Source organism: Streptosporangium sp. NPDC004631 (assembly GCF_053601935.1).
This window is the reverse complement of sequence record NZ_JBSGCR010000002.1, coordinates 91,624-113,640: the sequence shown is the minus strand read 5'-3', so window position 1 is coordinate 113,640 and position 22,017 is coordinate 91,624. Positions and strand designations below refer to the sequence as shown.

The window sequence follows — 22,017 nt, the reverse complement described above, 5'->3', positions numbered from 1 at the left end:
CCTCCGTGGAGTCACCCGTGAAGCATGTCACCGCTTTTCGGCGGGACGAAAATGCATTAATCACCTAAACCTAAGAAGAGACCTCCCTCACGGGAGGGGTAATCTTCTACCCAGGCAACGGATCCTCTCCCCCTACATATCTCACTTTTGTCTAACACTCCCGGATTCAAAGTGGTATCCCTACGCTAACCGAGCGACGCTGTGAAGTCGCTGGCGAGGGAGAGCCCGTGCTCGGAATCGAAGACTGCCTGGCTGAGGTCATGGCTATCCCCGGCGCGCTGGACGTGATCCTGATCGATCAGACCAGCGGGACGGCGGTGGCGACCCGTGGCGGGAGCAGCCGCGTCGACGTGGAACGATCCGCCGCGGGGTTGAGCGAGACCCTCAGGGCGACCGTGGACGGACTCGCCTCGACCTCGTCCGGCGGGACCGTCCGGATCCGCGATGTCATCATCACCACCGACGACGGACACCATTTATTAAAACCACTCGAAACGGTATTTGACGGTCCGCTGGTGATTTACCTGCGGCTCGATTCCCAGCGCGCCAACCTGGCCCTGGCACGTCACCACCTTCAGGCCCTTTCCGGCCGACTGATAACAACGTGAAACCGTGCCGACGGTGGAGAACGTACTCAGCGGGCTCGCGGGCGATCACGTCACCGGCGCACTCCGCCTGGAGGGGGCGGGAACGTTCTATCTCACGGACGGGTGCGTGACCTACGCCGAGAGCCCGGCCGCCCCGCCGCTGGAGGACCTGCTGACCTCCTCAGGCCGGGTCTCCGTCCATGCCGTACGACAGGCCGTGCGGGCCGCCACCGACGACCGCCCCGGCGGCCTGCGGCTGATCCGCCAGGGCGTGCTCACCAGGGGCGAGCTGGAGCTGTGCGTACTGGGCGCGGTGCTCGACGCCGCGTACTTCCTGTCCGACGCCACGGCGTGCCGGTCCGCCTTCCAGCCGGGAGAGCGGCACTGGCTCGGCGCCCAGTGGCACTTCGACGTGACCGGACTGTTCCGGGAGTGCAAGCGAAGGAGAGCGCAGTTGAACCAGGTCTGGCCGTCCAGCGAGTTGGACGCGCTTCCGGTCGTTCCCGTACGACGCGTCCCGGCCCACGGGGTGGTGCTGACCTCACTGCAGTGGGAGGTGGTGGTGGGAGCCGATGCCACGGCGACCCCCGCCGACCTGGCACACAGGCTCGGCCGGCCGGCCTACTCGGTGCTGCTGGCCGTACGGCAGCTGGCCGCGGCCGGGCTGCTCCGCCTGCCCAGGGGCGAGCTCCCCGCCGCCCCCGTCATCGGGCCCGCCGCCGAACCCGGTGCCGCCCTCGCCGCGGCGGCCGGCACGGTGGCCGCCGTACCGCCCGGCGCGTCGGCGGACGGACTGCCCAGACGTACCGCCTGCACCGCCAGGAGGCGAGACGCCGTGCCGGACGGGGCGGACGAGCCGGGATGGGGGAACGGGGCCGGCTGGGGGGAGGGCTGGACCGGCGCCGCCGAGACACCCCCCTGGCTTCCCCCGGCGACGGGAGACCCCACCGACGTGAACCTGCTCGTCCGGCTCAGGAACGCATTGGAGGCACTCACGTGAGCTCGGCCCGATGCCGATAAGGCTGCGGACGCTGAGGCGGACCGGAAGGAGGATTCCCGTGGAACTACGTGATGAGGTGCGCCGGGAGATGACGCTGCTACGCGAGCGGATCCCCGACGTGGAAGGAAGCATCGCGTGCAGCGTGGACGGTCTGCCGATAGCCAGCGACGTGAACGGTGCCGCCGACCAGATCGGGGCGCTCTCCTCGGCCCTGCTGGCCCTCAGCCGCCGGATGACGGGCCTGGCCGGCAAGGGCGCCTTCGAGGAGACCCTGATCTCCGGCACCCACGGTTACACGGCCCTCTACGCGGCCGGCCCCAAGATCGTCCTTACAGTCCTCGCCCGCCCGGGAGCCAACCTCGGGCTGCTGCGACTGGAAGGCCGCAAGACGGCGGCGAACCTGGCCGCCATCACTTCCCGCACATGGACCACTCAATGACCGGAGGTAGAAATGGGCAATATGGACATCTCTCTCAAGGAGATGATGGCGATCGACGGCGCCGTCGGCGCGGTGGTCGTGGACTACAACAGCGGCATGGCCCTGGGGGCGCTCGGCGGCTCCAAGGAGCTCGACCTCCAGGTGGCGGCGGCGGGTAACACCGAGGTCGTCAGGGCGAAGATGCGCACCATGGAGTCGCTGGGCATCAAGGACGGCATCGAGGACATCCTCATCACGCTCACCAACCAGTATCACGTGATCCGCCCGGTCACCGGCCGCGGCGGCAAGGGGCTCTTCCTCTACATGGCCCTCGACCGGGTCAGGGCCAACCTGGCGCTCGCGCGGCACAGCCTGCGCGCCATCGAGGAGAAGCTGGAGATCTGACCCTCCGGTACGGCGGGCCCCGGCGATCTCGACCCCGTTCGCCGGCGGCCCACCGGGGTGAGACGACCGGTGATCCACCGGAGTGCGGCGCCTGACGGCCCACCGGGCGCGGCGTCCCATGATCTACCGGGATGTGGCGGCCCGTGATCCACCGGGGTGCGCGGTGCTCCGTGATCTACCGGCTGAGACGACCGGCGATCAGGAAGGTGGCGCCGCCCACGGCGGCCAGTCCCGCCGCGCCGGCCAGCGCGTTGGCGGAGCCGGAGGTGATGGGGGCGGTCTGTGACCCGCTCAGGTCCCGGAAGCCCTTCGGCGCGAGAGCCGCGGGGGCGACGCCGCCGTTGGGCATGAGGATCCCGGGCGCGTCGGCGAGGTCGGTCTTGTCGGCCTCCCGGTCCTTCTTCGGCTGCGCCGGGTCGGCGAGGACGACCTTCGGCGGCTCGGCCGGGTTGGAGTCCATGACCTTCCAGGCGCCGCTGGCGAACGCCACGGGGTGGTTCTTCTTGCCCACGCCGTTGCCCCACTTGGTGACGACGTAGTCGACCTTGATGTGGCCCATGCCGCCGACGCCGTCCACACCCAGCGTGCTGGGGTTGAACGTGCCGCCGGTCAGGTCGGCGAAGCTCTTGGCGTCAAGGTCGATCATGACACCGTTGTTGGAGGGAATACCGGGGCCTCGGTCGCCGACGAAGAACTTGGCCTTCTTGCCCTTGTAGACGACATAGCCCTCGGTGAACAGCGGCCAGCTCGGGCTCGCGATCATGCCCTTCTGCATGGGCTTGCCGCTCGCGGGCAGACCGGTGTCCCCGGCCCGGCCTGAGGAGTCGTCCCAGAAGTAGGAGGCCTTGGTCGAGCCCTTGAGCAGGATGGTCTCGGAGTCGGCGGACGAGGAGGAGCCGGTGTCGGCCGAGGCCGGGAGTGCCGAGACGACGCCGGCGGAGGTGAGGATGCTCGCACCCAGGATGGTGGCGGCGAACACGTGATGGCGCAGACGAGGGGAAAAACGCATAGGAAGCAGACTCTTTCGCGAGGGAACAGGACAGCCCGCACAAGAGGTCAAGGAAGACACGGGCGTATACGCGTACGCGCTCACGGAGAAGAGAAGGCGTAGCCGGAGGGGCCGGACGCTACGCGAGGCGCGATGCGAGGTGGTGCCGCGACCGGGCGCGGCGAGGAAGTCTTAGATGATCGGCACGAACACGGTAGGCGGCACCGGGACGAAGGCGATACAGCGATCCATGAAGGGGATCTCCTCTCCATCTCGTCTACCGGGTTAGCTGACGGGTTCGGGCGCTGGAGTTGCCCTACCGCCGCAGGCCTGCGGCGGATTCACCCCATGAAGTGGGTCCCCGGTTCCCGCGGCCCCCTGGGGGCCTTCGGGATTCGACGTCGGTTGGCCGCTCCTTCTCCTGAAGGGCAAGTCGCCGACCGATAACGACTAGGACACTACCTACCAGATGGGGACAAAGCAAAACAAAAGCCATGAAAACCCCAGAAGATCTACCTTCAACGGCCAAGAAAGAGCCATTGGCCAGGCCTTGACCATCCTCACTCCACGCTGTTAGGTTCGGCGAAACCATTAGGAAACCTACCTAATGATCTTATCGTCATCACCCACCTGACCTGCGGCTTCTTCCCCTTAATCCCCGAAGAAGACGGGCTTTACGAACAAGTCGCTCGATTGTCGCAGCCGCCGCCCCCAGCCGGTGCGCCGATCCTTCTCACAACGACGCCGCCCGCCCCGGCATATGCCCACGGATCCACGGAGAGCCCAATCGGCCGGGTCCGCCCTCACCCGTGCGGCCCGTCCCGCCTCCGCGACCCGGACGGTCAGTCCCACCAGAAGGACCAGGCGTTCCTCCCCCTGATCTGCTCGGCGTAGTCGATCAGCGTCCCGGCGCTGTAGATGACGCTGTCGGGACAGAACGTCCAGTGCTCGGCGGCGACGTGCAGGGCGTGCTCCGGGGTGACCGGAGGCGCGGCGACGCTCAGGTCCAGGGTGTTGAACCCCATGCCGACCAGCCGCGCCCCGAACCGGTCCTCCCAGCTGCGCACCACGGCCGCCAGCGGGACCATCCACTCGTTGTGGTTCAGCGCCCCCTGCCACCCCATGACGGCCAGCGCGTCGGCACCCCGGTCGGCCGCGACCAGCCCGAGCGGGGTCCGGCGCTCGGCGATCACCCCGGCGTACCAGTCGGCGACCGCGCCGGGGTCGGCGGCGAGCTCGCCCGACGGGGCCGGTCCCGGACACCCCGGACCGAACGGGTCGAGCAGCTCCAGTTGCCCGGCATCGGCCTTCTGGACCCAGTCTGCCCAGACCTCGGCCATGAACGCGGCGGCATGGTAGTTGTCGATCTCGGCCACCGCGTCCGGGGCGATCTGTCCCGCCGACCACGGCTGAACAGAGTCCTCCAGCAGCACCGGCCAGAGGCCCGAACGCCCGTGCTCGGCCCTCAGCCCGGCCCAGAGGTCGCCGGAGACCACCGTGTCGCTCAGCCAGAACGCCGGACGGTGGTCGAGTGAGAACTGTGAGTAGCCGGGGTCGGGCCAGACCACGTCCCCCGGCGGCAACTCGATCGAGAGCACCCGCCCGTCACCGCCGCCGGTGAACAGCTGGCCCAGCACTGGGGGAAGTTGCCCACGCTCACAATCGCTCATCCCTGCCGATCCGATCCTGACCACGGATCAATTTTGACGTGTCAAGCGTCCCGAGCGACAGTTCTCCCCCACAGTGGGTAAAAACGAACGGCATGCCGGTGTCACAGACCGGACGCCTGCGGCGGCGAGGCGAGGAGACACCACCCCGCCGTACGGCCCCCTCCAGGCAGGCGCGGTCCCGACGGGCGGAACGGCTCGGCGAAGAAGCCGACCAGATCCGCCCGACGATCTCGACCTCATCCCCGGCCCGGCGTGACGCCCCGATGAGGGCGCGGGTCTCCCGCGGCACAGGCCATCCCGCTCTGACTGAACAGAGAAGAAAGCGGCCCGATCCCCTTGAGGAAGGGGCGAGACAAGTGCCGCACGGTCAGAACGGCGGCCTTTCGCGCCTCGGTCGTTTACGCCGGAGCCCCCGGAGATCCGGGGGCCTTCGGGGGCTCCGGGGGGCGTCGGCTCAGCGGGGGCCGGCCGCCTCCCACATTCGCAGGTAGGACTCGGCCCCGGCGGCCAGGTCCTGGACGATCTCGTCTCCGGCGACGATCCGCATGTCCTCGATCCAGTCGGGGACCAGGCCGTAGTGGGCGACGCCGTCGACGTTGACGTCCCAGACCCGCTCACCGGTGCGCTGGCGGTCCAGGGTCACCCCGCCGTCGAAGGACCTGAACGGGTAGGTCACCGGGTTGGCCGAGTTGTTCGGGCGCGGGGCGGGCAGCGGGCCCATGCCGTTGGCGTCGAGGCCGTAGCCGAACCCGGCGCGGTGCTCGCCGCTCCTGAGCCCCCTGGTCTTGCGCCACTCCTCGGCGAAGCGCTCGGCCGGGAACCCGTAGGTCGTGATCATGCCGCCCAGGCCGTAGATCCGGCGGTAGTAGCCCGGGTCCATCCAGCTGTGGGAGGAGATCACGCCCGGATAGCGGGCGGCCTCAAGGATGTCCAGCGTCCGGTCGGCGGCCTTCACACTCATGTGGTCGATCTCGACGAGCATCCCGCGTCTCATCATCGCGCTGAGCGTGTACTCACCGAGGCCGGTCAGGCCCTTGACGTTGCAGTGCGGGGCCGGCGGATAGACCGGCGACGAGACGCCGGGGGGCAGCCACTTCGCCAGGGGGGCGGGGATGATCCCGCCGGGTTCGATCGTGTTGTCGTGCTCCGGTCCCGTGCAGGTCCCCGCCTTCCAGAAGGTACCGGTGCTCAGCAGGTTGCCCAGGTTGACGATCGCCCCCTGCGTGCCGGAGTCGAAGCGGACCCCGCACAGGGCGTTGTCGTACTTGTGGCAGAGGAACATGCTGCGCACGCCGAGACCGTGCAGCTCGTCCAGGCCCCGGTCGATCTGCGCCCTGGTGCAGTGCGGGATGCCGAGACTCTGGCGGCAGCCGAACGGCTCGGAGGTCTCGACCCCGAGGACCACGGCGAGCTTTCCGTCCGCGATGACCTTCCTGGCCTCCGCGGGGTCGCGCACGATCCTGAACCAGCCCCGGCCGGGCCCGCCGTACTCGGCGTCGATGTGATCCTGCAGTTCGGTGGTCCGCCGGGCCTCCAGCCTGATCGTGGCCATCTCGTCGCAGGAGTTCCGCTTGAGCGGATAGATCTCGCACAGCTGCCGGTTGGCCACCAGGTCGTTGACCATGACGCGCAGGCCACCGCGCCAGGCCCGCTCGATCCAGGTGTAGTAGGCCTGCTGGTGGGTCAGCGAGTTGTAGGCGGGCCAGTCCTTGAAGGTGGGCCAGCCGACCGGGTCGTGGGTGCCGGTCGGGGAGCCGGTCCTGGTGAAGTTCTCGAACCAGGCGGCCTCACCGTGCGGGTGGTGGTCCAGGCAGTCGACCAGCGCCCTGGCGATGCCGCCGGGATCGAACGGCTTGCCGCACAGCAGCTTGCCGCCGAACCCCTCGTAGGACATGAGGTGGCTGTGGGCGTCGACGAAGCCCCGGACCGTGCCGTCGGGCGCCGTGCCCGTAAACGGTTCGCCCAGGGCGTTGACCCCGGCCCCCGGCCGGGGTGGCGAGGCGCCGGCCGTACTGCCCGCCAGGAGCACCGCACCGATCATTGACAACGCGATGACGATCACCCGGATGACGGAACGGGAACTGGCCACGGGCACCTCACACAACCGGCGGGGGGGCGGAATGCCGACAGCATCCGCCGTTGTCAGGTCTCCAGTCAAGACCTAACATGAGCCCTACTCGAAAATAGGACTCCGGGGCGGCCCCGGAGCGCCGCGGACGATGTCGGCCGTCCGCAGACCGTGATCCACAGACAGTGATCCACAGATGGTGACAAACCTCCGTGAACGCTTGCGAATGCCAGCAGATACCGGAGAATGTCTGCGGATGCCCGCAGATGCCCATGGCGGAACACGGGAGACACGGGATCACAGGAGACACGGGGCGTCCACGTCGCCTCGCCGTACGCAAGGGAGGTCGGCGGTCAGATGACGGTCCCCCGCGGCTCCGCGCCCGCCGGACAGCGGCTTCTCTGGTCCTCGGACGGCGCCTGGTCGCCCGATCGGGGCGAGCCGCGCGGCGAACCCTCGGTGGTGGACTCCTGGCTGGTGACGGATGGGAGGGTCCGGGGGCTCGATCTGCACGAGCGGCGGTTCCGGCAGTCCTGCACCGGGCTCGCGCCCACCCTTCCGCAGGAGGCCGTACGGCGCTTCCTGGCCGCGGTCCGCCGCGAACTTCCCACGGAGGGACACTGGTTCCCCCGGATCGAGGCGTATCGCGCCCCTTCGCCGCAGCTGACGCTCTGGCTGCGGCCCGCCCCGGAGAGGGGCGACACGGTCGCCCTGTGGATCCCCTCCCGGTCCGATCCGCGCACCCGGCCCGGGGTGAAGGGGCCCGACCTCGCGGCCCTGGCGGCCCTGCGGGCCGACGCGCGGGCGGCGGGCGCCGACGACGCCCTGCTGTACAGCGAGGACGGCACCGCGCTCGAAGCCGCCCACTCCGCGCTCGTGTGGTGGCGGGGTGACACGCTCTGCGTCCCCGCCGCCGGCCTGCCCGTGCTGCCCTCGGTCACCCGCGTCATGCTGGAACGACTGGCCCTGGACCGGAGGTGCCGGCTCCAGGCCGAGCACAGCACCACGGACGATCTCCAGAGGCTGGAGGTGTGGACGCTGAACGCGCTGCACGGGATCCGGCCGGTGCGCGGGTGGGTGGACTCTCAGGGCCGTGCCGTCGAGGCGCGGATGTCGGCGCGGCTGGGGTCCTGGCGGCGGGCGCTGCACGCCCGGGCGATGCCGTCCGCCCCCGGAGGCGGTCGCACCTCCGGCGCTTCCGGCGCCCCCGGTGCTCCTCGCATCTCCGGTGCTTCCGGCGTCTCCGGGCCGCCCTGACAGGCTCGGCAAGGTCTGCCCATCCCCGATATCCCCGTCAGGCCAAAGCCGGAAATATCCGGATTCTTGAGAGTTTCCAGCTCATTCACAGGTCAAAGAAAAGGCGCACCACGCCTCGGCAGCGACCAGGGGGCGCCCCTCCGGCGGACCGGCGGGGCGAGGGCGTAGGAGCCGGCCAGCCAGGCGACGAGCCGCGCGCGGTCGATCAGGATCAGATCCGTGCTCGCGGCGCACTCCCTGGCCGGGGCGGTGAAGTGCGACGTGGTGACGAGGACGCCTCGGTGGCCGGGATAGGCGTGGAGTGCGCCGAGGAGGTTGCGGATCGCGGGCGAGCCCACGGAGTTGCTCCAGCGCTTGCACTGGATGACGAAGAGGTCGCCGGTAGGGGCTGTTCCGATGACGTCGACACCGCCGTCGCCGCTGCCGCCGATCCGACGGACCTGGTGGAAACCCTCGTCCCGGAGCAGGCTCTCCACCAGGACTTCGAACTGGTCACCCGTCATACGGTCGACGCGTTCGAGGCGCGCGTTGCCCCTCAGCCACTCCCGTCTCCGGGTCTCGATCATCCGGCGGCGGAGCAGGAGCACCCCGGCCAGTCCCACGATCGACACGATCGTGACGCCGAGGACCAGCGCCCAGTTGGCGGCGACGATGTCGACGAGCCAGGCGACGGCCACCACGAGGGCGAAGGCGCCAACCGGCCACAGGAGCCCGTTCCCACTCTGCTTGCGCCGGCCCTTACGCCGACGCGGTCTCCGGCCGGCGGATGTCCGTCGTCGTGCCACCGCAAGGCCTCCAGGGGACGGGGTTCAGGGAGTCACCTTCGACTCCGGCGGAGAGGACCGACGATCCCCCGGGCGCGATATCCATGTGCGTCTCTGATGCCAAGGTCCCCAGGGGGTGGAAGGACCCGGAACCCACCCGCCCATCCGGACGCCACTACCAATACCAATACCTGAACCACCAATCGGCGGCAATCCGGGAAGCCCACTGCGCCCCGTCCAGTTGTGGACAACCCGCTCCGGCAGAGAACCTTGACGAACAAGCGAAGCCGGCGTTGGAGATCAGCGGCGCGAGCGGCACGCGTTCGCTCGTGCGGCGGCTCGGTTCGGTGTCATGCGGCGGTGTCGGTGAGCCGGTCACTGACGGGCAACCTCATGGTGTGGTCTCCGAAGTCGGCGACCAGGTCGAGGTGTCCGCCGAGCGCTTCGACGTATCGGGCGACGACTTCGATGGAGGTCACTTCACCGTGCTCGATCTGGGAGATGCGCGCGATGCTCACGCCCATGCCCACTGCGAGGTCTTTCTGGGTGAGCCCAGCGTGCTTGCGCGCCTCGGCGAGTTGGCGCCCGCGTGTCTCGGCGAGCAGCCGGCGAGCTCCGGCTACGACCTCGGCGGGGGAGACGCCGGCGTCGTACAGCTCTCGTTCCAGGATTTCCCAGTCCTGCGGAGTGTGCTTTGGCATGGTCACTCCTCCTCTTCAACGGTGTAGGCGATGTAGGGCCGTTCGGCCAGTGGGATGTTGTCGCGGTACCACCGCTCCCAGTTGCCGGCCTTGTCGCCACCGAGCAGCAGAAGCGCTGATCGGGTTGGATCGAAGGCGAAGATGATCCTGATCTCGGACCGGCCGCGTGAGCCAAGCCTGAGCTCCTTGAGACGGTGCAGGCCGCTGCCCTTGATGATCGACGAGGGGACGGCCCAAGCGGGGGGGCACAGGGGGCCGAGCCCCCTTCCGGAGGTGGGGGGCTCGGCCCTCAATGAGCACAGTCCCGAGCGGAGCGAGGGGCCACGCGTGTGGAAAGAGCGACTCCTGGAAGCGGGCGGATTCCGAGAGATGGCTGCCGGCCGGATGACCGTTTGCGCCGGACGGGCGGCGTTCGAGCGAACATGAAGCTAACGCGAGGGACGAATCCGCCCCTGAATGCCACCAGCGCGCCCACGACCGAAGCCGTGAACGCGCTGGCGGGAACCGCTGTGCGCCGCCAGGGACTCGAACCCCGGACCCGCTGATTAAGAGTCAGCTGCTCTAACCAACTGAGCTAGCGGCGCGTGAAGCCCTTGAAGAATAGCGTATTTCCGCCGGGACTTCGAAATCCAGCGGAGCCCGGGGGCCTGGCCGGACGGGACCGAGACGGCAAGGGCCGGAGACCGGAGGATCGGGGTGTGACGCCGTCCGGCGACCCGGACACGCGGGGACGCAAAGAACGTGGAGGCTCAGGGCATGCGGGGATCTCAGGGCATGCGGCGTAGGACGCGGGCGGCGGTCCTGGCGAGCAGCTCCACCTGCTGCTCGTCCAGCTCCATCCGCGACCCTGAAAGGATCCAGCGCGCCACCAGGCGCGGTTTGAGCAGGGTGAGACCCTCGGCGGTGACCGTACGCCGGAGTTCCCCGCCGTGTACGGCGAGCAGCGGCTCGATCGTCACCGGGATGCCGGCCTCCCGCGAGAGCACCGCGGCCAGCGAGTCGGAGGCGTCGACGAGCGCCTTGGCCACCGACGAGCCGTACTTCTCGCCGAGGAAGAGCCGCTCACCGTACCGGGCGATCTCGGTCTCGGGGTGCCATGCCTCGTTGTCGACCGCCCAGACGCCGCCGGGGCCGATGACCAGGTGGTCGATCGACGCCTCTCCGGGTACGGCGCGGCCGTCGAGGACGCGGTAGCCGCGCCTGCCGAGCCTGCGGCGGAGCAGCCTTCCGGTGATGGTCTCGCCCCGGCGCCTGCCCCGCCAGACCGCGGTGGCCTCGTAGGAGTACCAGGTCCAGAGCATGTCGGCGGCACCGGCCAGCACCCCGCACACGAGCCCGGCCAGCACCGGTGCCGGGATGGCGAACCGGTAGGCCAGCACGAGGCCCACGGCGACGCCGCCCGCCGCCTTGACCCAGCGCATCTTCCTGCGCTGGTCGGCCTCCTTGCGCCAGAACTGCTCGTACATGACCTGGGGCGACAATCCGTGAACCGGGTCGTCGCTCGTCACGTAGATCGATCCGCCGGGCACAGCGAACTCCCGAGAGTCGAGTGGTGGGTGGGCACGTGGATCCACAACGCTGAAGATCCTTGGTCATCCAATACCCAGCCGGGGGTCGCGGGCATCCAAAGGTGATGGAACTAACACAACCCGGATACCTGCCGGTCAGCGGAGATCATTCAGGGGGAGGCGTCCCGGCTCCGACGACGGCAGCGGATATCACCCCTTAGTGTCACTACATCCTTGTTGACGTCCTCACCCGCCTGAAGGACGGGGCGTCCACGCTGGGGGTAGTTGGTGAGGAGAAGGTCGTGGCGCGCGCAGTGGTGATCGGGGCGGGCATCGGCGGGCTGACGGCCGCCGTGGCGCTCCAGCGGCGGGGATGGGACGTGACGGTGTGCGAGCGGGCACCCTCGTTGGAGCCGGTCGGCTCGGGGCTCGCCGTCGCCGCCAACGCGCTCAAGGCCCTGGACACGATCGGCGCCGGAGACGAGATCCGCGAGCTGTCGGCGGTCCAGGGGGAGGCCGGGATTCGGCGTTCCGACGGCCGCTGGCTGATGAGGACCACCGAGGAGGCCGCCTCCGCCCGCCACGGCGACTCGGTGGTCCTGCTGCGCCGCGCCGACCTGGTCGACGCGCTCTCGGCCCGGATCGCCCCCGGCACGGTCCGGCTGAGCACCACGGTGAGCGGGGCCGACCCCGACAGCGGCCGGGTGACGACCGACGGGGGCGATCTGGAGGCCGACCTGGTGGTGGCCGCCGACGGCATCCACTCCCCCACCAGGGCCGCGCTGTTCCCCCGCCACCCCGGCCCGCGCTACGCCGGGGTCACGAGCTGGCGGGTGCTCGTCCCCGGCGGCTGCGTCCCCGGCCAGACCTGCGAGAGCTGGGGCCGGGGCGGGGTCTTCGGGATCATGCCGCTGGCCGGCGGGTCCGCCTACTGCTACGCCACCTACACGGCCGCGGCCGGCGGGGGCGGCGGGGACCAGCGAGCCGAGTTGCTCCGGCTGTTCGGCGGCTGGCACGACCCGATCCCGGCGCTGCTCGCCGCCGCCTCGCCGGAGAACGTGCTCCGCAACGACGTCCACCACCTCGCCACCCCGCTGCCTGCGATGCACCGGGGCAGGATCGCCTTGCTGGGCGACGCGGCCCACGCGATGACCCCCAACCTGGGGCAGGGCGCCTGCCAGGCGATCGAGGACGCGGTGGTGCTGGCCCACGTCGCCGACCGGGGCGCCGGGCTCGCCGGCTACACCGCGGCCCGCCTGGAGCGGACCGCGCGGATCGTGGCCAGGTCCGCGTCGATCTGCCGGGCCACCCGGCTGCGCAACCCGCAGGCCGTACGGCTGCGCGACACGGCGATGGCGCTCGCCTGGCGGCTCGCCCCGGGGCGCGTGATCGGCGCGGTGGACGACATTCTCGGATGGGCGCCCCCGGGACCTGACGCGGCTGGGCGGCCCCGGGACTGAAACGAGCCCTATGAGACGGCCGAGGCCGCCTCGCGGGCGGTGGTGTGGCCGCCGCCGTGATCGGGGGAGAGCCGCCCCAGCGTGACGGTTCCCCAGATCAGGAGCGCCGCGGCGAAGAGGGCGGGGATCACGTTCGCCACCCCGGCCGGCATCGGCTCGTCGAGGAGGAACGCTCCAGCGAGAATGGAGGTGAGGGGATCCACCACCTGGACCGCCGCGTAGGCGATGCCGAAGTATCCCACCTCGTAGGACTTCTGCAGCAGTACCACCGCGCAGACGAGCAACACCGGAATCACGACCGTGAACCAGGTCAGCAGCCTGCTCAGATCCCCGTTGAGGCCGCCCCCCACCACCCGGACGAAGGTGGACACACTCGCGGTCACCGCGCCCGCTCCGACCGAGAGCAGCAGCGCCTTGGCCGCCCCCTTCACCTTCCGGGCGAACAGGTGTGTCATCAGCACGATCAGCCCGACGCAGCCGAGGAAGCCGAGCGCCTCCCCGTCCGTCATGTGCGGCGGCACGGCGTTCGAAGGGACGAGCAGCATCAGGCCGAGGAGGCCGACGGCCACCGCGATCGACCCGATGATCTCCTCTTTCCGCGGTCGCCTGCCGTGCATCGCCGCGGCCAGCGGTACGGCGAACACCAGGGTCGCCACACTGATCGGCTGGACCACGACGAGCGGCGCGAGGCTCAGAGCGACCGCGTGCAGGGACGCCCCGGTGAAGCCGATCACCCCGCCCAGCCACCAGCGGGGCCGTCTCATCAACCTGAGCGACGCCCCCTCGGACACCGCCTCGAACTGCTGGAGAGCCGCCCCCAGGGCGTAGCCCAGCGCACCGATCAGAGCGATCGACATCCCCACCCAGGTCATCACCACCTGCCGGAAGTGATCGGGCATGGGTAAAGGAGCGATTCTTGGGTCACCTCGCAAGCTTAGAGCGCCCGGCGAGTGGGTAAGAGGCCGCCCAAGCCGGTGCGGGGGTATCCCCAAGGGCCACATCTCACTCGCGGGTCGGGCAGACGCAGAACAGGTGTCCCTCGGGGTCGGCCAGCACGGTCCAGTTCTCCCCGCCGGGCTGGAAGTCGGGCCTGGTCGCCCCGAGTGCCAGATAGTCCGCCACCGCCCTGTCCACGTCGGGGACCCGGACGTCCAGGTGGAACTGCTTGCCCGGGCCGGGCCAGGCCGCCGCCTCGCGTTCGGGGTTGCGCTGGAAGTAGATGCTCGTCGTGCCGTCGCCGATCCCGGCGTACTCGTCCTCCACGTGCTGGATCTCGTATCCGAAGACCGCCGCGTAGAACTCCGCGAGCCGCTTGGGCTCCGCGCAGTCGATGTTCACGGCGAGAAACTGTGCAGTCGTCGTCATGGCTCTCATCGTTCCGCCCATACCTGTCAGGTGACGTCAGGTTCGACGGCGGATCCGGGGGCTCGGATAACGGCTGGAGGCATCGCCGATCGTCTCGTTAGGGTTGACGTGTGCCGATAACCATCGTTTCCCCGCCGACCGCCCGCTAGCGGGCGGTCCTCTCTCCTGACAACCGGATCCGAACGGTCCGGTGGGTGGCTGCTGCCCGCATATCTGCGGCCTGACGACAACCACCTCATCTGGAGAGATCTCCATGACTCATGTCTCCGTACGGCGGGGCCTGCTGTACGTGTCCATCGCGGCGACCGCCTGGGGTACGGGCGGCGCCGCCGGGGCGCTTCTTCACCGGACGAGTGGGCTCGGCCCCATCTCGGTCTCGTTCTGGCGGTTCGCGACCGGCGCGGCGATACTGCTGCTGGCCTCCCGCCTCCTCGGGCTGGGGCGACTGCCCGGCCCAGGGCGGATCGTGACCACCGGCGTGGCGATGGCCGTCTACCAGACGGCGTACTTCGCGGCGATCGCCGAGTCAGGCCTGGCCGTGGCCACAGTGGTCACGATGGGGGCCACGGCCGTCCTGGTGGCCGCCGGCGCACACCCGCTGCTGGGAGAACGGCTTGGCCCGGCCGGGCTCGCGGCCACCGTGACCGCCCTGGCCGGCCTGGTCCTGCTGGCACTGGACAGCGGGTCGGTCACCTTCTCGGTGCCCGGTCTCGGCTGGGCCCTGCTGTCGGCGGCGGGCTGCGCGGGCGTGACCCTGCTCAACCGGGCCTCCGCCGGCGAGCCGTACGCCGTCGCCGTGGGCGGTTTCGCGGTCGGGAGCGTCTGCCTGCTGCCCCTGGCCCTGGCCCAGGGCCTGCTGCCCGAAGGCGACCTGCTCGCCTCCTCGGCGATCGTCGCCTACCTCGGCGGGGTTCCGACGGCCCTCGCCTACGGCCTCTTCTTCACCGGGCTGGGAGCGGTACGTGCCACGACGGCCACCGTGATCTCCCTGGTCGAACCGGTCGGCGCGGCGATCATCGGGGTGCTCCTTCTCGGTGAACGGCTCACTCCGCAGGCGGTCTGCGGGGCCGTCCTGCTGCTCGGCGCCGTCGGCCTGCTCACCTTCGGAGAGAGGGGGAGAATCCGGCTGCCGGGGTGAGCCGTCGCGCGGGCCGGAAACCGGCGTTCCTCGCGGCGGTCTGCGGCGCGCGGTGATCCGTCCGATCGGTACGGTGAGGCGCAAGCGGGAGTGTGAGCCCGGGAACGTGAGCCCGGAGACGGGCGTTGGAGGGAACGTGGCCTCGATAACTCAGCTCATCAGGCGGCTTCTGGAGCGTCCCGGCTCGATCGATCTGGCCCCCTTCGAGCGGACCGTGGCCGTGGCCGGAGCACAGGAGGAGCGCTTCAGGGATCTCGACGAGCTCCCCGCCCCGTCGGTGGACGACCTGGCCGAGTTCTGCGCGGTCGCGAGGGAGGCCGCGCACCGCACGCTGGGGCTCCGGCCGTACGACGTGCAACTGGTCGGCATGCTCGCGATGCTCTCCGGCAACGTCGCGGAGATGGCCACCGGCGAGGGCAAGACCCTGTCCGGGGCGATGGCCGCCGCGGGATACGCCCTGCAGGGCAAGCACGTCCACGTGATCTCGGTCAACGACTACCTGGCCAGGCGGGACGCCGAGTGGATGGGGCCGCTGTACGCGGCGCTGGGCGTCTCGGTCGGCTGGATCGGGCAGACCTCCTCGCCGGAGGAGCGCAGGACGGCCTACGCCAAGGACGTGACGTACGGCTCGGTCAGCGAGATCGGCTTCGACGTGCTCCGGGATCGGACGTGCGCCGACGCGGCCGACCTGGTCGTGCCGGCGCCGGACGTGGCGCTGGTGGACGAGGCCGACTCGGTGCTGGTGGACGAGGCCAGGGTGCCGCTGGTGCTGGCCGGGGCCGCCGATCCCGGCGACGCGGTGCCCCAGATGGCGGCGCTGGTCCGCCAGCTGGTCAGGGGTTACCACTACGAGCTCGACGACCAGGCGCGCAACGTCCATCTGACGGGCAAGGGCATCGACAGCGTGGAGCAGGCGCTGGAGGTGGACCTCTACGACAGCCCCTCCACGCTGACCGAGGTCAACCTCGCCCTGCACGCGCACGCCCTGCTGACCAAGGACGTGGACTACATCGTCCGCGACGGCAAGGTGCATCTGATCAACCCCTCCCGGGGCCGGGTGGCGCTGCTGCAGCGCTGGCCGGACGGCCTGCAGGCCGCGGTGGAGGCCAAGGAGGCGCTGCCGCCCTCGGCGACCGGCGAGATCCTCGACTCGATCACCGTCCAGGGTCTGATCACCCGTTACCCGCAGAAGTGCGGCATGACCGGTACGGCGGTCGCGGTCGGCGACCAGCTCCGCGAGTTCTACGACCTCAGGGTGGCCGTGGTCCCGCCCAACCGGCCGTGCGTGCGGACCGACGCGCCCGACCGGCTGTTCGAGTACCGGATGGACAAGGACCACGCGCTGATCGACGAGATCGTCGAGGTGCACGCAACCGGGCGGCCGATCCTGATCGGCACCCTGGACGTGGCCGAGTCGGAACGGCTGTCGCTGACCCTGAGCGGCCGGGGGCTGGAGTGCGTGGTCCTCAACGCCAAGAACGACGCCGAGGAGGCGTCGATCATCGCGCGGGCCGGGGAGCACGGCGCGATCACGGTCTCCACCCAGATGGCCGGGCGGGGCACCGACATCCGCCTCGGCGACGGCGTGGACGAGCTTGGCGGGCTGTACGTCATCGGCTCCGGCCGGCACACCAGCAGCCGCCTGGACGACCAGCTGCGCGGTCGCGCCGGCCGCCAGGGCGACCCGGGCGGCTCGGTCTTCTTCGTGAGCGGCGAGGACGATCTGATCACCCACTACGTGGCCGACGAGTACGCCAGGGGCGTCCCCGACCGCGACCTCGTGGGGCACGCCCAGCGCGTCGCCGAGGGCGTCGACATGGAGATCCACCGCAACACCTGGCGCTACACCCGGCTGCTCGAACAGCATCGGAGTCTGGTCCTCAACCTGCGTGACAAGGTCCTGCACGGGCACTCCGGCGGCAGCGCGCTCTCGGCGGCCGCCCCGGAACGGTGGTCCGAGCTGGCGGAGACCGTGGGAGAGGAGGTGCTGCACGAGGCCGCCCGGCAGATCGTGCTGTTCCACCTCGACCGTTGCTGGGCCGACCACCTCGCCGACCTCGCCGACCTCCGCGAGGGCATCCATCTGCGCGCCCTCGGCCGCCTCAGCCCGATCGACGAGTTCAACAAGGAGGCCAAGCCCGCCTACGAGCGCATGCTGGCCGAGATCGAGGCCCGCTCGATCGCCACCTTCGAGACCGCCACGATCACCCCGGACGGCCTCGACCTCGACGGCGCGGGTCTCAGACGCCCCACCGCCACCTGGACCTACCTCGTCCAGGAGAACCCCTTCGGCACCGAGTGGGAACGCATCCTCAACCGGCTGACCACCAAGGTCCGCCGCCGCTGACCGCTCGCCGGCTGAGGCGCCCGGCCGGAGCGCCCCGGAGCGGACCGTCAGACGGGGGCGAACCCTCAGACGAAGGCGGGCCGTCAGGCCGGGTAGGCGTGGGTCTCGGTGGCCTTCAACGCCGCCCAGACCCGCCTGCCCGGCCGGAGATCCAGCTCAGCGACCGCGGCGGCGGTGACGTCGGCCGCGGCCTCGATCGGGCCGGTGAGCAGCACGCGCACGCTGTCACCGTGACGCTCGACCCCGCCGACGGTCGCCTCCCAGAGGTTTCGAGGGCTGCCGTCCGGGCGGCTGCGGTAGATCGCGACGGCGGAGGGCGGGAAGGCGACGAAGACCGGGCCGGACTGGGACTCGGCCACGTTGAGGGTGATGCTCCCGAGCCACCCGGCCCCACCTGGGGAGAGATCGCCCAGACGCCCGTCCTCCTGAGAGACCGGCCGCCCGGCCCCGCCGGAGGCGACGCCGTCCAGCCGTACGACGTGCCCGTCGGCGACCCCTCGGTAGAGGTTCAGCCCGACCAGCCGGGCGACATACTCGGTGCGGGGGTGCCTGGCCACCGCCGAGGGCGGCCCCTGCTGGACCACGGCGCCGTTCTCGATCACCACCAGGCGGTCGGCCAGCACCATCGCGTCCAGCGGGTCATGCGTGACCAGGACGGCGGCGCCGTCGAAGTCTCCGAGGTGGTGGTGGAGCCGGGCCCGAATGTCCAGACGGGTGTGGGCGTCGAGGGCGGCCAGCGGCTCGTCGAGGAGCAGGAGGCGGGGCCGTACGGCGAGGGCCCTGGCCAGGGCGACCCGCTGGGCCTGTCCGCCGGAGAGCTCGCCCGGCCTGGTGGCCGCGTGTTCGCCGAGGCCCACCCGGTCCAGCCATTCCCGGGCGAGGAGCCGGCTCGCCTTCCTGGACATGCCGTGGCAGCGCGGCCCGAAGGCCACGTTCTCCAGCGCGGACAGGTGCGGGAACAGCAGGTAGTCCTGGAACACCATGCCGATCGGGCGCCGCTCGGCGGACGCGTCCTGGATCGGCTCACCGTCGAGGCGGATGTGCCCGCCGGTCAGCGGCACCAGCCCGGCGAGGGCGCGCAGCGCGGTGGTCTTGCCCGCGCCGTTGGGGCCGAGCAGCGCGACCACCTCCCCCCGCGCCACGTCCAGCTCGATGTCCAGGCGGAACCTCGGCCGCTCGACGACCAGCCTGCTCTCGATCACGACGTGCCGACCCATCGCTCCCTCAGGCTGGCCAGCACGACCACCGAGACCGCGAGCAGGACCAGGCTCAGCACGATCGCGGCCTCCGGGTCGGTCTCCAGCGCCAGGTAGACCGCGAGCGGCATGGTCTGGGTCGTGCCGGGGAAGTTTCCGGCGAAGGTGATGGTGGCCCCGAACTCGCCCAGGGCCCTCGCCCAGCAGAGTACGGCCCCCGCCGACACCCCCGGCGCGACCAGCGGGAGGGTGATCCGGCTGAACACCCGCCAGCGGGACGCGCCGAGGGTCGTCGCGGCCTCCTCGAACCGCGAGTCCGCGGCCTTCAGCGCGCCCTCCACGCTGATGACCAGGAACGGCATGGCCACGAACGCCTCGGCCACCACGACCCCGGCCGTGGTGAAGGGGAGCGAGAGCCCGAACGCCTCGTGCAGCCAGCGCCCGGCCAGGCCGTTACGGCCGAGCACCAGCAGCAGCGCCACCCCGCCGACCACCGGCGGCAGCACCAGCGGCACCGTCACCAGCGCCCGGAGAAATCGCCGGCCGGGGAGGTCTCCCCTGGCCAGCAGCCAGGCCAGGGGCACGCCGAGCACCAGGCAGATCGCGGTCGCGAGGGTGGCGGTGACCAGTGAGAGCCGGAGCGCCTCCAGCACCCTCGGATCGGCCAGCCGCTCCCCCATCGTGGACCAGGGCGCCCTGACCAGCAGGCCGGCCAGGGGCAGGACCAGGAACACCAGCCCACCGACCGCCGGGACGGTCAGCACCCACGGCATCCGCCCCGCCGTACGGTGAGCCGCTCCCATGCCGGAACCCCTCAGGGGAGCTCGAAGCCGGCGCCGGTCAGCAGTGCCCGGCCCTTCGGGGAGAGGACCAGCTCGACGAACTGCCCGGCCGGCTCTCCAGACGGGGCCTTGGACAGCTTCGCGATCGGGTAGTCGTTGACGGCCTTGTCGGACTCGGGGAAGTCGAGCCCCTGAACCTTCCCCGCGGCGGCGAGGACGTCGGTCCGGTAGACCAGGGCGGCGTCGACCTCGCCGAGCTCGACCTTGGTCAGGGTGGCCTTCACGTCCTGCTCGAAGGTGACCGGGGTGACCTTCAGGCCCGCGGCGTCCAGGGCCTTGACGGCGGCGGCGCCGCAGGGGACCTGGACGGCGCAGAGCGCGACCTTGACCTTGGGGTCGGTCAGGTCCTTCAGTCCGTCGACCCGGGCCGGGTTGCCCTTGGGAAAGGCGATCTGAAGCCGGTTGCGCGCGAACGTGACGGGGGCGTCCGCCAGGGAGGCGTCGGTGACGGTCTTCATGGTGGCGGGGCTCGCGGCGGCGAACACGTCGGCGGGTGCGCCCTGGACGATCTGCTGGGCCAGAGTGGCGCTGGAGCCGAAGTTGAACCTGACGCGCGTACCGGGGTGCGCGGCCTCGAAGTCCTTTCCGAGCTGGGTGAACACCCCGGTCAGGGAGGCGGCGGCGAACACCGTCACCGTTCCGCCCCCGGCGCCCGTCCCCGTGCCGGTGGCGGCATCCGGTTCGGCGGCCCGGGTGGTGCCGCAGGCGGTGAGCGCGAGCAGCAGGGCCACCGCGGCCGATGCCATCCGGATCGGTTTCAATGCGATCTCCAATGATCAGAGGGGTTCGGGGACCTCGACGACGACGGTGGTGGACTTCACCACCGCGACCGCGACCACGCCGGGCTCCAGGCCGAGCTCGTCGGCGGACCGGCGGCTCATCAGGGACACCACCCGGAACGGTCCAGCGGCGATCTCCACCTGGGCCATCACCGTGTCCTTGATCACTTCGGTCACGATCCCCCGGAAGCGGTTGCGGGCCGAGGACGCGCCGCAGCCCTGGTCGTCGCGGCCCGACTGGGACCGCGCGAACGCGGCCAGCTCGGCGCCGGAGATCAGGCGGTGGCCGTTGTCGTCACGCTGCGCGGGCAGCCGACCGGTGTCGACCCAGCGGCGCACGGTGTCGGCGCTGACCCCGAGCAGTGCCGCGGCCTCGCTGATCCGGAACGTCGTCACAACTCATCACCATATCCCTTGAATTTTCAAGCCTCAATCGGCGGTCGGGCTGGAAGATGCGATGCCGATCGGCTTCCACAGCTCGCACCTGCCATCGCACACCCGGTTCCGGGACACCACCCCGCCCACATACCCGGACCGAGAACCATCCGCCCTGACCGGAACCGCCCCCCTCGCGAGGGGCCGTACGCCCTCCCGGATCCCTGCCCCCCGGGGGCTGTCAGGTACTCTCCACGATTATGCGCATGGTAATGGTTTCGCAAAGTTAGACCGGTTATCTTGGGTTTTGTGACCACGACCAGCGCTTCCCGGCCAGTCGGCGAACTTCTCCGGCAATGGCGGGAGCGCCGGCGCATGAGTCAGCTGGATCTCGCCATCCAGGCCAACATCTCCGCCAGACATCTGAGCTTCGTGGAGACCGGCCGGTCCAAACCGAGCCGGGCGATGATCCTGCGCCTCGCCGAGGAGCTGGAACTGCCGCTGCGCGAACGCAACCACCTGTTGCTCTCCGGAGGGTTCGCCCCGGTCTACGCGGAGACCCCCCTCAACTCACCGCAGATGGCCTCGGTCAGGGAGGCGCTGGGCCAGGTGCTGAGCGGGCACGAGCCGTACCCCGCGGTGGTCGTGGACCAGCGCTGGAACCTGATGGACCGCAACTCCGCCACCGGCCTGCTGCTCCGCGGTGTCGCGCCTGAACTGCTCACCCCGCCGGTCAACGTGCTCCGGCTGAGCCTGCACCCCAGGGGGATGGCCCAGCGGATCATCAACCTGGGCGAGTGGCGGGCCCACCTGCTGCACCGGCTCCGCCGCCAGATCAGCCTCACCGCCGACCCCGACCTGGCCGCGCTCTGGCGCGAACTCGACGGCTACCCCTGCGACCAGCCGGAACCCGAGATAGAACGGCCCGGCCCCGGGGACATAGTGGTCCCTCTGCGCCTGCGGCGCGGCTACCGCGAACTCGCCTTCTTCAGCACGATGGCCACCTTCGGCACCCCGCTGGACATCACGATCGCGGAACTGGCCATCGAGGCCTACTTCCCGGCCAACCCCGAGACCGCCGCCTACCTGCAACACCAGCACCACCCGGACTGACCCCTCCAGCGGAAACGCTCCACCCGGGACACCGGC

22 protein-coding genes, 1 tRNA gene and 1 riboswitch are annotated in these 22,017 nt (G+C 70.5%); of the genes, 9 read left to right on the top strand and 14 right to left on the bottom strand.

Annotated features, from left to right (window positions below):
• The first annotated feature begins 227 nt into the window (after nucleotides 1-227).
• The 4 genes from ACWEF2_RS02185 to ACWEF2_RS02170 are packed head-to-tail and all read left to right on the top strand — an operon-like array spanning nucleotide 228 to nucleotide 2,410.
• A complete protein-coding gene (locus ACWEF2_RS02185; RefSeq protein ID WP_453811174.1) occupies nucleotides 228-608 on the top strand; it encodes a roadblock/LC7 domain-containing protein in 381 nt (126 codons plus the stop codon).
• A gap of 4 nt (nucleotides 609-612) precedes the next feature.
• Nucleotides 613-1,587: a hypothetical protein gene (locus tag ACWEF2_RS02180; RefSeq protein WP_453811173.1), complete on the top strand. Its 975-nt coding sequence runs from the start codon at nucleotides 613-615 to the stop codon at nucleotides 1,585-1,587.
• Nucleotides 1,588-1,645: 58 nt separating this feature from the next.
• Nucleotides 1,646-2,026 (top strand): roadblock/LC7 domain-containing protein, encoded by a 381-nt coding sequence (locus tag ACWEF2_RS02175; RefSeq protein WP_355592509.1) that lies wholly within the window; start codon nucleotides 1,646-1,648, stop codon nucleotides 2,024-2,026.
• Nucleotides 2,027-2,038: 12 nt separating this feature from the next.
• The gene (locus ACWEF2_RS02170) at nucleotides 2,039-2,410 is read left to right on the top strand and encodes a hypothetical protein (protein WP_355592507.1); all 372 of its coding nucleotides are present in this window, start codon (nucleotides 2,039-2,041) and stop codon (nucleotides 2,408-2,410) included.
• A gap of 175 nt (nucleotides 2,411-2,585) precedes the next feature.
• Here the strand turns inward: ACWEF2_RS02170 and ACWEF2_RS02165 are convergent, their stop codons facing one another.
• The 3 genes from ACWEF2_RS02165 to ACWEF2_RS02155 all read right to left on the bottom strand — a co-directional run bounded on the left by ACWEF2_RS02165 (nucleotide 2,586) and on the right by ACWEF2_RS02155 (nucleotide 7,157).
• The gene (locus ACWEF2_RS02165; protein ID WP_453811172.1) at nucleotides 2,586-3,419 is read right to left on the bottom strand and encodes a hypothetical protein; all 834 of its coding nucleotides are present in this window, start codon (nucleotides 3,417-3,419) and stop codon (nucleotides 2,586-2,588) included.
• Between the two features lie 238 nt (nucleotides 3,420-3,657).
• A riboswitch (cyclic di-AMP (ydaO/yuaA leader) is annotated at nucleotides 3,658-3,809 on the bottom strand.
• Between the two features lie 431 nt (nucleotides 3,810-4,240).
• Nucleotides 4,241-5,068, bottom strand: a complete 828-nt coding sequence (locus ACWEF2_RS02160; RefSeq protein ID WP_453811171.1) for a DUF4253 domain-containing protein — start codon at nucleotides 5,066-5,068, stop codon at nucleotides 4,241-4,243.
• Between the two features lie 454 nt (nucleotides 5,069-5,522).
• Entirely contained in the window at nucleotides 5,523-7,157 is a 1,635-nt protein-coding gene (locus tag ACWEF2_RS02155) for a Coagulation factor 5/8 type domain-containing protein (protein WP_453811170.1), read from the bottom strand.
• 336 nt (nucleotides 7,158-7,493) lie between these two features.
• Here ACWEF2_RS02155 and ACWEF2_RS02150 point away from each other — a divergent pair, with 336 nt between their 5' ends.
• The gene (locus ACWEF2_RS02150) at nucleotides 7,494-8,393 is read left to right on the top strand and encodes an aminotransferase class IV (protein WP_453811169.1); all 900 of its coding nucleotides are present in this window, start codon (nucleotides 7,494-7,496) and stop codon (nucleotides 8,391-8,393) included.
• A gap of 92 nt (nucleotides 8,394-8,485) precedes the next feature.
• On the opposite strand, the gene ACWEF2_RS02145 is transcribed toward ACWEF2_RS02150, so the two are convergent.
• From ACWEF2_RS02145 to ACWEF2_RS02125, 5 genes are all read right to left on the bottom strand, one after another.
• Nucleotides 8,486-9,178, bottom strand: coding sequence for a restriction endonuclease (locus ACWEF2_RS02145; protein ID WP_453811168.1), 693 nt, complete (start codon nucleotides 9,176-9,178; stop codon nucleotides 8,486-8,488).
• A 329-nt stretch (nucleotides 9,179-9,507) separates the two neighbouring features.
• Nucleotides 9,508-9,858, bottom strand: a complete 351-nt coding sequence (locus tag ACWEF2_RS02140) for a helix-turn-helix domain-containing protein (protein ID WP_453811167.1) — start codon at nucleotides 9,856-9,858, stop codon at nucleotides 9,508-9,510.
• Nucleotides 9,859-9,860: 2 nt separating this feature from the next.
• Nucleotides 9,861-10,151 carry a type II toxin-antitoxin system RelE/ParE family toxin gene (locus ACWEF2_RS02135; protein WP_453811166.1) on the bottom strand — a complete coding sequence of 97 codons (291 nt, stop codon included), beginning with the start codon at nucleotides 10,149-10,151 and terminating at the stop codon, nucleotides 9,861-9,863.
• 217 nt (nucleotides 10,152-10,368) lie between these two features.
• Nucleotides 10,369-10,442, bottom strand: a tRNA-Lys gene (locus tag ACWEF2_RS02130).
• 183 nt (nucleotides 10,443-10,625) lie between these two features.
• Entirely contained in the window at nucleotides 10,626-11,387 is a 762-nt protein-coding gene (locus ACWEF2_RS02125) for an NERD domain-containing protein (RefSeq protein ID WP_453811165.1), read from the bottom strand.
• Between the two features lie 281 nt (nucleotides 11,388-11,668).
• On the opposite strand from ACWEF2_RS02125, the gene ACWEF2_RS02120 reads away from it, so the two are divergent.
• Complete coding sequence (locus ACWEF2_RS02120) at nucleotides 11,669-12,826, top strand: FAD-dependent oxidoreductase (RefSeq protein ID WP_453811164.1); 1,158 nt, start codon at nucleotides 11,669-11,671, stop codon at nucleotides 12,824-12,826.
• A gap of 8 nt (nucleotides 12,827-12,834) precedes the next feature.
• Here ACWEF2_RS02120 and ACWEF2_RS02115 read toward each other — a convergent pair whose 3' ends face one another.
• Nucleotides 12,835-13,725 carry a DMT family transporter gene (locus ACWEF2_RS02115; RefSeq protein WP_453811163.1) on the bottom strand — a complete coding sequence of 297 codons (891 nt, stop codon included), beginning with the start codon at nucleotides 13,723-13,725 and terminating at the stop codon, nucleotides 12,835-12,837.
• Nucleotides 13,726-13,828: 103 nt separating this feature from the next.
• On the bottom strand, nucleotides 13,829-14,191 hold the full coding sequence (locus ACWEF2_RS02110; protein WP_453811162.1) for a VOC family protein: 363 nt from the start codon (nucleotides 14,189-14,191) through the stop codon (nucleotides 13,829-13,831).
• Nucleotides 14,192-14,444: 253 nt separating this feature from the next.
• Here ACWEF2_RS02110 and ACWEF2_RS02105 point away from each other — a divergent pair, with 253 nt between their 5' ends.
• Nucleotides 14,445-15,329, top strand: coding sequence for a DMT family transporter (locus tag ACWEF2_RS02105; protein WP_453811161.1), 885 nt, complete (start codon nucleotides 14,445-14,447; stop codon nucleotides 15,327-15,329).
• 136 nt (nucleotides 15,330-15,465) lie between these two features.
• The gene (secA2, locus tag ACWEF2_RS02100; RefSeq protein ID WP_453811160.1) at nucleotides 15,466-17,676 is read left to right on the top strand and encodes an accessory Sec system translocase SecA2; all 2,211 of its coding nucleotides are present in this window, start codon (nucleotides 15,466-15,468) and stop codon (nucleotides 17,674-17,676) included.
• Nucleotides 17,677-17,759: 83 nt separating this feature from the next.
• On the opposite strand, the gene ACWEF2_RS02095 is transcribed toward secA2, so the two are convergent.
• From ACWEF2_RS02095 to ACWEF2_RS02080, 4 genes are read right to left on the bottom strand one after another with little or no spacing between them, the layout of a single operon-like run.
• Nucleotides 17,760-18,893, bottom strand: coding sequence for an ABC transporter ATP-binding protein (locus ACWEF2_RS02095; protein WP_453811159.1), 1,134 nt, complete (start codon nucleotides 18,891-18,893; stop codon nucleotides 17,760-17,762).
• Nucleotides 18,875-19,675 (bottom strand): ABC transporter permease, encoded by an 801-nt coding sequence (locus ACWEF2_RS02090; RefSeq protein WP_453811158.1) that lies wholly within the window; start codon nucleotides 19,673-19,675, stop codon nucleotides 18,875-18,877. The genes ACWEF2_RS02095 and ACWEF2_RS02090 overlap by 19 nt, the downstream gene beginning before the upstream one ends.
• A gap of 11 nt (nucleotides 19,676-19,686) precedes the next feature.
• Nucleotides 19,687-20,460, bottom strand: coding sequence for a molybdate ABC transporter substrate-binding protein (gene modA, locus ACWEF2_RS02085; protein WP_453811157.1), 774 nt, complete (start codon nucleotides 20,458-20,460; stop codon nucleotides 19,687-19,689).
• A gap of 30 nt (nucleotides 20,461-20,490) precedes the next feature.
• Nucleotides 20,491-20,889 carry a TOBE domain-containing protein gene (locus ACWEF2_RS02080; protein WP_453811156.1) on the bottom strand — a complete coding sequence of 133 codons (399 nt, stop codon included), beginning with the start codon at nucleotides 20,887-20,889 and terminating at the stop codon, nucleotides 20,491-20,493.
• 288 nt (nucleotides 20,890-21,177) lie between these two features.
• Here ACWEF2_RS02080 and ACWEF2_RS02075 point away from each other — a divergent pair, with 288 nt between their 5' ends.
• Entirely contained in the window at nucleotides 21,178-21,981 is an 804-nt protein-coding gene (locus tag ACWEF2_RS02075; protein WP_453811155.1) for a helix-turn-helix domain-containing protein, read from the top strand.
• Nucleotides 21,982-22,017: the final 36 nt, after the last annotated feature.